Annotated in this window: 10 protein-coding genes; 5 read left to right on the top strand and 5 right to left on the bottom strand. The window is 64.7% G+C overall.

From position 1 onward, the window contains the following. Positions 1 to 9 precede the first annotated feature (9 nt). Together G6N38_RS20010 and G6N38_RS20005 are read left to right on the top strand one after the other, a co-directional pair. Positions 10 to 1,110, top strand: coding sequence for a virulence factor Mce family protein (locus tag G6N38_RS20010; RefSeq protein WP_163752133.1), 1,101 nt, complete (start codon positions 10 to 12; stop codon positions 1,108 to 1,110). A gap of 1 nt (position 1,111) precedes the next feature. Beyond that, the gene (locus tag G6N38_RS20005) at positions 1,112 to 2,581 is read left to right on the top strand and encodes an MCE family protein (protein ID WP_163749790.1); all 1,470 of its coding nucleotides are present in this window, start codon (positions 1,112 to 1,114) and stop codon (positions 2,579 to 2,581) included. Positions 2,582 to 2,590: 9 nt separating this feature from the next. Here the strand turns inward: G6N38_RS20005 and G6N38_RS20000 are convergent, their stop codons facing one another. Together G6N38_RS20000 and G6N38_RS19995 are read right to left on the bottom strand one after the other, a co-directional pair. Further along, entirely contained in the window at positions 2,591 to 3,445 is an 855-nt protein-coding gene (locus tag G6N38_RS20000; protein ID WP_163749789.1) for an extracellular catalytic domain type 1 short-chain-length polyhydroxyalkanoate depolymerase, read from the bottom strand. Between the two features lie 38 nt (positions 3,446 to 3,483). Continuing rightward, entirely contained in the window at positions 3,484 to 3,798 is a 315-nt protein-coding gene (locus G6N38_RS19995; RefSeq protein WP_246227339.1) for a hypothetical protein, read from the bottom strand. 229 nt (positions 3,799 to 4,027) lie between these two features. On the opposite strand from G6N38_RS19995, the gene G6N38_RS19990 reads away from it, so the two are divergent. Together G6N38_RS19990 and G6N38_RS19985 are read left to right on the top strand one after the other, a co-directional pair. After that, complete coding sequence (locus tag G6N38_RS19990; RefSeq protein ID WP_246227338.1) at positions 4,028 to 5,521, top strand: glycoside hydrolase family 183 protein; 1,494 nt, start codon at positions 4,028 to 4,030, stop codon at positions 5,519 to 5,521. Positions 5,522 to 5,568: 47 nt separating this feature from the next. Continuing rightward, entirely contained in the window at positions 5,569 to 6,396 is an 828-nt protein-coding gene (locus G6N38_RS19985; RefSeq protein WP_163749786.1) for a GAF and ANTAR domain-containing protein, read from the top strand. Here the strand turns inward: G6N38_RS19985 and G6N38_RS19980 are convergent. After that, positions 6,393 to 7,952: a B12-binding domain-containing radical SAM protein gene (locus G6N38_RS19980; protein ID WP_163749785.1), complete on the bottom strand. Its 1,560-nt coding sequence runs from the start codon at positions 7,950 to 7,952 to the stop codon at positions 6,393 to 6,395. The two genes, G6N38_RS19985 and G6N38_RS19980, sit on opposite strands and share 4 nt — an antisense overlap. Positions 7,953 to 8,190: 238 nt before the next feature. Between G6N38_RS19980 and G6N38_RS19975 the strand changes: the two genes are divergently transcribed. After that, on the top strand, positions 8,191 to 8,487 hold the full coding sequence (locus G6N38_RS19975; protein ID WP_163749784.1) for a hypothetical protein: 297 nt from the start codon (positions 8,191 to 8,193) through the stop codon (positions 8,485 to 8,487). A gap of 12 nt (positions 8,488 to 8,499) precedes the next feature. On the opposite strand, the gene G6N38_RS19970 is transcribed toward G6N38_RS19975, so the two are convergent. Both G6N38_RS19970 and G6N38_RS19965 read right to left on the bottom strand, forming a co-directional pair. Then, positions 8,500 to 9,960, bottom strand: a complete 1,461-nt coding sequence (locus G6N38_RS19970; protein WP_163749783.1) for an SDR family NAD(P)-dependent oxidoreductase — start codon at positions 9,958 to 9,960, stop codon at positions 8,500 to 8,502. A 102-nt stretch (positions 9,961 to 10,062) separates the two neighbouring features. Further along, on the bottom strand, positions 10,063 to 10,977 hold the full coding sequence (locus G6N38_RS19965) for a cutinase family protein (RefSeq protein ID WP_163749782.1): 915 nt from the start codon (positions 10,975 to 10,977) through the stop codon (positions 10,063 to 10,065). Positions 10,978 to 10,987: the final 10 nt, after the last annotated feature.

Below are 10,987 nucleotides of genomic sequence, written 5' to 3'. Positions count from 1 at the left end.
CTACTGTTCATGCTCGTCGTGGTGTGCTCCGGGTGCGGACTGAAGAACTGGCAAGGCCTGAACTCGCTATCGCTGCCCGGCACCGAAGGCAACGGTCCTGGGGCGTTCACCATTCAGGCAGAAATGCCCGATATCAACAACATTCAGCCCAATTCCCGGGTTCGGGTCGGTGACGCGACTGTCGGTCATATCACCAAGCTCGAACTCCAAGGCTGGCACGCGCTCGTCACCATGCGGCTCAACGGCGATGTCGTCTTGCCCGCCAACGCGACCGCCAAGATCGGGTTGACCTCGATCCTCGGCTCCCAGCACATCGAACTCAGCGCACCCACCGGCGCACCCCCACAAGGGCGGCTGCGCGAGGGATCGCTGATCCCGCTGTCCAATTCGGCGTCCTATCCCACCGTCGAGCAGACCCTTGCCGCTGTCTCCACGGTGCTCAACGGTGGCGGTCTCGGTCAGATCCAAGACATCACCGAGGCGTTCAGCACCGCATTCCGCGGCCGCGAACAAGACCTCCGCAGTCTGATCGGCGAGATCGACACGTTCACCGCCAATCTCAACGACCAGAGCGACGACATCATCGCCGCCACCGAAAGCCTCAACACCTTGGCTGGAACGTTCGCCGCCAGTCAGCCGGTACTGGACCGGGCACTGAAAACGGTCCCCGAGGCTTTGGCCGTCCTCAACAACGAACGGGACAATCTCGCCCAAGCGGCCGACCAGTTGGGCAAGTTCTCCAACCTGGTGATCACCACCGTCGACGGCAGCAAGGCGAATCTGGTCAAGGAGCTCAAGGACATTGGCCCGGTACTGGAGTCACTGGCCAACGCCGGGCCCAGCATGACCCGGGCGTTCAGCCTCATCCTGACGTTCCCGTTCCCCAACGAAACCATCGAGAAGTGGCAGCGCGGTGACTATGCCAATATGACCGCGGTCGTCGATCTCACCCTCAGCCGAATCGACCAGGGCCTGTTCACCGGCACCCGCTGGGAGGGGAATCTCACCGAACTCGAAATGCAATGGGGCCGCACGATCGGGCAGTTCCCCAGCCCGTACACCAAGGCCAACCCCTTGGCTGTGCCGTACAGCTTCAACCAGGGGCCCTGATATGCATCTATCCCGGCGAATCCTGGTCCAGCTCGCTATCTTCACCGTAATCGCGCTGGCCGCGGTCGCAGTGATGAGCTTGTACTTCCTCAAGCTGCCGGCCACAATGTTCGGCGTCGGCCGCTACACCGTGAGCATGCAGCTCCCCGAAACCGGCGGCCTCTACGGCACCGGCAACGTCACCTACCGTGGCGTCGAGGTGGGCCGTGTGCAGTCGGTAACGCTGACCGATACCGGTGTGCAAGCGCAACTCTCACTCAAGTCCGGTATCGACATTCCCTCCGACCTCAGCGCGGAAGTGCACAGCCAGTCGGCCATCGGCGAACAGTACGTCGAGCTGAAACCGCGCAACGGCACCTCCCGCCCGCTAAAGGAGGGCGACGTCATCCCCTGGTCCGAAACATCGGTGCCCCCGGATATCAACTCACTACTCAACGCCGCCAACACCGGGCTGCAAGCCATTCCGCGGGAGAACCTCAAGACGGCCGTCGACGAGGCCTACACCGCGGTCGGCGGTCTCGGACCACAGCTGTCCGATATCGTCAAAGGCTCAACGGCGTTGGCGATCGATGCCCGCAAGAACCTCGAACCGCTGATCGATCTGATCGATAACACGAAACCTGTTTTCGATTCCCAAGTTCAGACCTCCGCAGCGATCCAGGCCTGGGCATCACACGTGGCCACCGTGACCGGTGAACTGCAGAAGGAGAACGACGCTGTCGCCGGGGTCATCGATCAGGGCGGGTTCGTCGCGACCTCGGGAGAAGCGAAGCACCTCATCGATCGGCTGAAACCCACGGTTCCGATCATCATGGCCAATCTCTCCAGCCTCGGCCAGGTGGCGGTGACCTACCAGAACGACATCGAGCAGCTGCTGGTGCTGCTGCCGCACGCGGTATCGGAGGGCCAGGGCACCTTTCTGGCCAATGCCAATACCAACCAGGCGTATCGGGGCGAGTATCTATCGTTCAATCTCAACGTCAACCTTCCGCCGCCCTGCACCACCGGATTCTTGCCGACCCAGCAGGCTCGGGTTCCCACGTTCACCGATTATCCCGAGCGCCCCTCAGGTGACCTGTACTGCCGCACGCCGCAGGATTCGCCGTTCAATGTGCGTGGAGCGCGCAATATTCCGTGTGAAACCGTCCCCGGCAAACGCGCCCCGACGGTGAAGATGTGCGAGAGCGGCGAGCAGTACGTGCCGCTGAACGACGGCTACAACTGGAAGGGCGACCCGAACGCGACGCTGTCAGGTCAGGCCATTCCGCAACTGCCGCCGGGGACGCCACCGCCCCCGCTTGGCATGCCGACGGCTCCGCCGCCGCCAGCCCTCGTAGGCGCCGCTGAATACGATCCGGCCACCGGAAAGTACGTCGCCCCTAGCGGGCGTGAGTACACCCAGTCCAAACTGGCCGAGCCCACCAAACAGGACAACACGTGGCAATCAATGCTGTTGCCGCCGGGGTCCTGACCCGGCCGGTCAACCACCGTGGGCGGCGAAGAACTGCGCGCTGGCCTCCGATGCGTCGAACCTCGCCGTGGCCCCGGTTGGCCAGGTGTGGCCCCACCGGTCGATGGTGACGAAGGCGACTTCGGTGCCGTCGGCGCATCCGGTGGTGGAGAGACGTTCTCCACCGGCGATAGGAGCCAGCACCGCCGGCGGGCAGCGGTCGAAGGCGAGCCACCGATCAGCCATCGTGTGTGCCGCCACCACCCTGCTGGCTCCACCGCGACCGACCATCCGACCGCCGTTGTAGGGCACAACCGAGTCGGCGGTGCCGTGGATCGCAAGCACTGAAACAGGTTTGGACGGATTGCAGTACACGTCGGCACCCAGCGTGCTTGCCACGGGAGCGATGGCGGCTACCAGATCGGGGCGGTCACACGCCAGGCGGTTCGTCATGAACCCACCAGCCGACATCCCCGTGACGAAGACGCGGCCGGGCGCGATGCCGTAGTCGCGGGTGAGCCGACCGATCAGCGTCGCGAGGAAGCCGACATCGTCCACGCCGCGCCGGTCGGGGGTCGACGCGCCGCGCCCGTCAGCCCAGCTGAAGTCGATGCCATCGGGATAGGCGACGATCCAGCCATGCCGGTCGGCCACGGCGTTGTAGTTGGACAGCGCGGCTTGCTTGCGCCCGGTCTGGCTCCCACCATGCAGATTCAGCACCAGCGCCTTCGGATGCTCCAGCCCCGCAGGGACATGCAGCAGATACGTGCGTTTCAACCCACCGAACATCAACGCGCCGGGCGGATCGGGGCTGGCGGGAGCTTGGGTGGCAGGAAGGGTGAACAAGAGCAGGAGAGCAACGACGAGCGCTATCACACGGCGCATCACACGAATCCTTCTACGGCAATACCGAACTCGCGCGCTTAGCTGCGCGTGCAGTTGGGGTCGGCGGGCTTTGTCGGCCACGTGCAGACGTTGATGAAGGTCGTGGTGTTGAAGCCGCCGCCGTCGAACACGCCGTATGCGCTGCCATTGGTTCCGGTGTAGGTGGCGCCACCGCCCCCTGCACCAACCGAGGTGACGATGGTGGTCGTCTCCCAGCCCTTGTCCTTCAGCGCTGCTTTGAAAGCGGTCATCACGTCGCTGGGTGACCCGTTGACTTTGAAGTTCAGGTGAATTCCATTGTTGGCGATGCTGTCCGGCCCTTTTGTTTCTTGGGTGTTCTCCGGCGTCGGCACCAGGCCGGGCAGCTGATCCGTCGCGACTGGGGCCGCGCTCGCGGTCGTCGATGCCGAGCTCGATGAGGACTTGCTGCCTGAGTCAGAACTACTGCAGGCCGTGCCTGTCATTCCGACGGTCATTGCAAGCGCTGCCGCCACACACAAACCGCGTCTCATCGATTCCCCCTACTTGTGTCATGGGCACATTAACCCAACTCAGGTGTCGCAGGTTGCGACACGGTCACGGATGCATACCTATCGATGCAGGGTCGATCACAAGAGGCGCACGGTTCCCTATCGTCACATTGGTTACCTGACGTCACAGCGACGTCCCGCCTCCGAAAGGTGTGTCGTGTCGCCGCGCCCCCGCATCCCCTCGCTGTCACTGGCGTCGGCGCTTGTCGTGAGTCTGTGCGCGGCCACCGGCGTCGCCGCCCCGCGAGCCAACGCGGATCCGTGCGAGGGCGCCTCTGCCGCAGCCCAACCCGCCGCGAACCAGGCCGTCCAGATTCCGAACCCGTCCGCGATCGCCCCCTTCGACCGCCCCATCGGCCATAAGCCCGTCGGGACGAATGATCAAGCCCCGCTTCCCGCATTGGGCAAGCTGCTGATCAATGCACTGATGCCCAACTCCGGCCAGGTGCAGAAGCAGGCCGCGGTCGCGCCATCGCCGAAGCCTGCGCCCGCCCAGCCGGCTCCGGCACCAGCCGCAGCTGCACCGTCGACCGCGCCACCAGGCACCTCGGTCGTGGGCTGGGTCACCGGGCCGGACAGTCCGAACCAGACTATTCAGAAATTCGCCATCACCGGTACCGACCTCGGAATCATGTGGGACAACGGCGATCCCACCCACCGCCAAGTCCTGATGGCGTTCGGCGACACAAATGGCTTCTGCCAGATCCCCGGCAAGCAGTGGCGGTACAACACGCTGATGCGGAGCACCGACGGCTCACTGGCCAACACCGTCGCGGTGCCCGACGGCGCCGTCGGCAACAAATACTCCGGGTCCCCGGTCTGGCGGGCCGGTATCGCCAAGCAGGTCGTCAACAGCATCAACGCAGCGCCGGAAGAGACGGGCATCATCCCCACCTCCGGTGTCGCGGTCGGACCGAACCAGTTCATGAACTTCATGTCCATCAAGAGCTGGGACAACTACGGTGCGTGGACAACGAACTACTCGGCAATCGCGACGTCGACCGACAACGGCGAGACGTGGGGCGTCTACCCCGGTACCGTCCGCCAACCGACCAACGGCAACGAGAAGTTCCAGATGGGCGCCTTCCTCAAGCCGGGGCCGGGCGATCCGTACATGTATACGTTCGGCACCCCCAACGGGCGCGGCGGAGCGGCCTATGTGGCGCGGGTGCCCCCCGGGCTCATCCCGGATCTGACGAAATACGAGTACTGGAACGCCGACAGCAACTCGTGGGTGGCAGGCAGTCCGGCGGCGGCGACGCCCGTCATCCCAGGCCCGGTCGGCGAGATGTCGGCGCAATTCAACAACTACCTCAAGCAGTACCTGGTGCTGTACTGCAACGGCAACAACGACGTGGTGATGCGGACGGCGCCGGCGCCGCAGGGGCCGTGGGGCCCCGAGCAGATGTTGGTGTCATCGACGCAGATTCCCGGCGGCATCTACGCGCCGTTCCTACATCCCTGGTCGACGGGCCGCGAGCTGTACTACAACCTGTCGTTGTGGTCGGCCTACAACGTGATGCTCATGCATACCGTGCTCCCCTAGCGTCCCAATTACTCCCCTCACGGCCCAGCAGTGGGACACTCAGCGGTATGGAAGACACCAGCGACCCGCGTGTCGAAGACTCCATCCCGACCGACGTGCTGGACGGGACGGAGACAGAACAGGCGGCTGAGATCGTCGTCGACGCCGCCATCCGCAACACCATGTCCCCCGCAGCCCTGGGCCGAATGCTGGTCGACGCCGGCCGCAGCATCGCCGACGAGAATGACCTGCTGACCCTGTTACAGCACGTTGCGGGCATCGCCCAGGAAGCCATCGACGGCGCCGACTACACGGGAATCACGATCGACCTCGGCGGTCTGACCTATACCGCGGTCCACACCGACGAGCGCACCCTGCGCATCGACAGCGAGCAGTACGAGGCCGGCGAAGGACCATGCCTGCACGCTGCACGCACCGGCAGCATTGTGCTGCTGGACTCCGACGAGGCCATGGAGCGCTGGCCGCTGTTCGCCGTCGGAGCCCGCACCGAGGGCATCAACAGCTTCCTGGCCGCACCCCTGTTCACCGAAGACCAGACGCTCGGGTCGTTCAATCTGTACGGACAAGCGCAGCACGCTTTCGACAGCCTCGACGCGGAGGTCCTCGACCTGCTGACCACCGCGGTATCCCGGGCGATCGGCGATTTCGCCCGCTTCAAGTCCGCGCAAGACACCGCGGAGTCGATCCAGCGGGTGCTACAGACCCGGGCGCCGATCGAGCAGGCCAAGGGTGTGCTGATGGCTATGCGCGGCATCAATGCCGACGAAGCGTTCGATGTGCTCCGCGTACAGAGCCAGGAGACCAACGTTCCGGTCCGGGTTCTCGCGGTCGACTTCCTGGACAAGGTGACCGACCACGCCAGCGAGCAGAATTAGAAGGTATTGACCAGCGTTCGGCGCTCAGACATCTCCCGCGACATCGTGTAGTGGTGGTAATGCGTTGCACACTTGACCACCGAGACGAACAGGACACCCGGGTCCGGTCGGCGGTGGAGAATCGTCATCATCCGACGCCGATAGACCTTCCGAAGCTGCGCGTCGGGAACGTTCTTCATCAGCAGTAAGAACAGACCGAGCGCCCGTCCGCCGTCGAGTAACTGCGCCTTTCGGCGCCGCCACGGATGGTTGCGCAGGTACGCGTTTCGAGCCCGGCCGAAGTCGAATTTTCTTGTGAAATAGAGGCTTTCGAGCCGATCGAAGTACGAATCGGGATCGTACAGGTCGCGCATCAGGCTGATGTAGCCGTCGCGCAACTCTTCGCGACTCATGTTGAGCGGAATCACGTTGGTGCCGAAGGCCTGTTCGTCGTCCAGGTCGAGGCGGCCCTCGTTCGCCAAACGCGCGTGCAGCGGTGTTTTGGGAATGGCCGCGAGCATGCCGACCATCGCGTGCATGATGTCGGTCTGCTCGATGAATTCGGCTTGTTCCTTGAAGATCCGGGCATCGTCGTTGTCGAAACCGACGATCATGCCGCACCACACCTCCAGGCCGGAGTCTTGAACCTTGCGCACCCGATCGACGATCGTCCCGCCCTTTTTCACGTTCTGGTACTTCTTGGCCTCTTTGAGCGAGTCTTCGTTCGGGCTCTCGATGCCGATGAAGACCACAGTGATATTGGCGGCGACCATCAACTCCATCAGCTCGTCGTCTTCGGCGAGGTTCAGCGAGGCCTCGGTGAAGAACTGGAACGGATATCCCTCTCGCTCTTGCCATGCGGCCACGTCCTGCAGCAAGACCTTCACAGCCGCCTTGTTGCCGATCAGGTTGTCGTCGACGATGAACGCGATGAACAGGTTCTCCTTGCGCATCGCCTCCAGTTCGGCGATCACCTGAGCACTCGTCTTCAACCTCGGCTTGCGGCCGAAAGTGACGATGATGTCGCAGAATTCGCATTGGAAAGGACAGCCGCGGCTGAACTGAACGCTGCCGAACACGTAGTTCTTGGTCTTCAGCAGGTCGTAGCGGGGTACCGGAACCTGCGTCATATCGGTGCGATCCGCTTGCTCGTAGCGGTACTGATGCCGCCCGTTCGCCCAGTCGTCCAGGAATTGCGGCCAGGTGGTCTCGGCTTCACCGACGAAGATCGCATCGGCGAGGCCGTCGAAATAGTCCTCCTGCACGCTGACCCAGGGACCGCCGACGACGACGAAGACGCCGCGGGCTTTCAGTTCGGTGAGGATCTCGCGCATCCGCTGGCGCTGAACGATCATGCCGGTCAGCCCCACGAGGTCGGCCTGGGCGACCTTCTCGAAGTCGATGTCCTCGACGTTCTCGTCGATGAGCGTCACGTGATGGACATCGGGGGTCAACGCGGCCAACAGTGGAAGGCAGGCCGTCGGGACGTTGCACTTCTTGCCGAGTAACGGCAGTGCGTGCTCCAGGCCCCAGTAGGACACCTCGAACCGGGGATTGATGAGGACAATGTTTGCCACAGTCGTCTGCTCCGAATCGAACTCGTAGACGTTAGGCGGCGTTGCTTGCCAACCGGAGCCTAGCCCGCACGAACTGGCAGAACGAGGCATTCGCAAATAGTCTCCGGCGAGACTCGGATGACTCTCTTCCCCGGAGACGGTAACGCTGCGTCCTCGGTTCGGTCACGACCGTTGATCAGGTCTGCCACATCGGCGCAGACGGTGGTGTGATCGGAGGAAGGAGTGAGGAGGGTGCGGCATGGATCCGGTCGGATCGCTGAGCCTTCTGCTCATCGCGATCGCTGCGCTGGCCGCGCTCGGCGGGTACATCGCGGGCGTCGTGCGCGAGCGGCGGCAGCGACGTGCTGGGCGCTATTTCCTGATCGGCGTGGTCACCGGATTCATCGGGGCCACCGTAGTGGGCCGTCGAATCAGCCTGGGTGCGCTTGGTCCCGTCGCCCGCAGACTCGTTCTCAGCCGGCGTTTAGACCATCCGCTCACCGTCGCGGCGTTGCAGCTGCGCCGAGGCTTGAGCCGTGCCGGGATCTCTCGCTAGGCGCCGCTGCAGCTACCAGGGACTCGGTGAGTAGTCCTTCAGGAAGCAGCCGCGCAGATCTTCGCCCAACTCGCCCCGGACGATCGGGTCATACACGCGGGCGGCCCCGTCGACGAGGTCGAGCGGGGCATGGAAACCCTCGTCCGCGAGCCGCAATTTGGTTGGGTGCGGACGCTCGTCGGTGATCCAGCCCGTGTCGACGGCCGTCATGAGAATGCCGTCCTTCTCGAGCATCTCGCCAGCGCTGGTCCGGGTGAGCATGTTCAGCGCAGCCTTGGCCATATTGGTGTGCGGATGCCCCGGGCCTTTGTACGCGCGGCCGAACTGACCCTCCATGGCCGACACGTTCACCACGTACTTGCGGCGCGCCGGCGACGCCGCCATGGCCGCGCGCAGGCGGCTCACCAGAATGAACGGTGCCGTCTGATTGCACAGCTGAACCTCAAGCAATTCCATCGCGTCAACCTCGTTCACGCGTTGCGTCCAGCTGTTGATCGACGCGGTGTCGGGCAGCAGACCACCCGCATCGATGGCGATGCCCGCGGCAATGCGTTCCGGTGAGGCGCTGCGGGCGGTGAGCGCCAATTCGGTGACCGGAGGGCAGGAGCCAACCGACCCGGCAGCTGACACAGCATGGGGAGTCTGAGTCTCGGCGAGGCTGCCGGCCAGAGCGGCCGGATGGGCGTCGCTGACGCGGTCGAAGGTGACCACATCCACGTGGGCCAGTTCGGGCGGCGGGGTGCGCTCACCCTCGACGAGCGCGGCGTAGGAACCGGGCGCTCGGCGCACCGTCTGTGCGGCGTTGTTGATGAGGATGTCCAGCGGGCCCTGCGCGGCGACGGTGTCCGCGAGCGCGACGACCTGAGCGGGGTCGCGCAGGTCAATACCGATGACGCGGAGCCGGTGCAGCCAGTCGGCACTGTCGGGCATCGCTGCGAAGCGGCGCACGGCGTCGTGCGGAAAGCGGGTGGTGATGGTGGTGTAGGCGCCATCTCGGAGCAGTCGCAGCGCGATGTACATGCCGATCTTGGCGCGGCCACCGGTGAGCAGAGCCCGCCGACCGGTGAGATCGGTGCGCGCGTCGCGCTTGGCGCGGTTGAGCGCGGCGCAATCCGGACAGAGTTGGTGATAGAACGCGTCGACCACCGTGTGGTGGTTCTTGCAGATGTAACAGGCACGCGAGCGAATGAGCGTCCCAGCACTGGCCCCGACCGCGTTGGACACGAGGGGCAGACCAGCGGTTTCATCGTCGATGCGGCCGGGGGCCCCGGTGGCCGTGGCAGCGATGACGGCGCGGTCTGCGGCCGCCACCTCGTCGCGCTTGGCGGTGCGGCGAGCTTTCTTCACCGACTTGAAGATGGCCGCCGTGGCCCGACGCACGGCAACGGCATCAGGGTGCTCGGGCGGCAACGCCTCGACGTCAGCCAGCACCTGCAGGCAGGTGCTGAGCTTGTCCGGGTCGATCGCGCTCACAACGGAAGAATAGAGCGCAAGTCACGCAAGTCACGCATCGAGAAGCGGGACAGCGGCAGGCGTTGGCGCCGCAACCCAGACTCGGCCGCCGTCGCCGACCTCTCAGTGAACCTCCGCGGACAACCCGGATCCGGGCGAGGTCGAGGCAGGCCCGATCGTCGACGGGCTGGGCCCGGGCTGCTCGAGAACGTAGCCCGGTGGCGGACCGTGGACCGAGGACGTCGGATCGAAGCTCGTCGTCGCCGGACCATATTCCGTCGTAGCCGGCCCATACGCTGACGGCGGTCCATAGCCGGGCAGGTGCTGGCTGTAGCCAGCCAGCAACTTCGCCGCGGCGAACGTCGCGGCCTGGGTGGTGTACGCGGGGACGTAGCCCTCGGTGTGCCCGCTCCATTCGTTCCCCGGACCCGCGTGGCAGATGGGGTCGGCGGGGTTGCACAAGTCGACCGATTTGTAGCCGAGCAATGCGCTCTGGGCCGTCAGCGATCCGCCGGTGCGGCCGGCCACGTTGCCGAAGGTGGCGACCGCCGCGACGTTGTCCGCGTACTCAGGCGGTAGCGAACTTCCCCACGTGATGCCGCCCATCGGAACGCCGGCCACGATATCGATCACGCTGGCGCCTTGTGAGTAGCCACCGAGGATGATCTTGGTGTCGGGGCAAGATGACACCGTCGCCTTGATGTGGGAGATCACGTCGTTGGCACCGTCGCCGCCGTGTAGCTGAAGCTTGCCAGCCTTGTAGTTCACCGCGTAGGTGTCGATGGTCAGGCCGTTGGTCTGCGTGCGCAGCGCGTCGACGAACGCATCGCCGACGCGGCCCATACCGGCCGGCTCATCGGTGCCTCGCGCAAAGATGACCTCCGCGTCCGGGCAGTCGCTAGCCGACGCTATCGGGAGCGCGGTGCGGACGACGAGCAGTACGCCGGCGGTGAGCAGTGCCGACGTGCCAACCCCGACCCAACGACCGGCTGACCGGGCCCTGCCCGCGCACGGGCCATCGATGCCGCGAGACAACATGCTTGCCTGT

Origin of the sequence: Mycolicibacterium helvum, from assembly GCF_010731895.1 — a bacterium.
Lineage (GTDB): Bacteria > Actinomycetota > Actinomycetes > Mycobacteriales > Mycobacteriaceae > Mycobacterium > Mycobacterium helvum.
The sequence above is the reverse complement of the archived record's forward strand: the minus strand, read 5'-3'. Positions and strand labels throughout refer to the sequence as shown.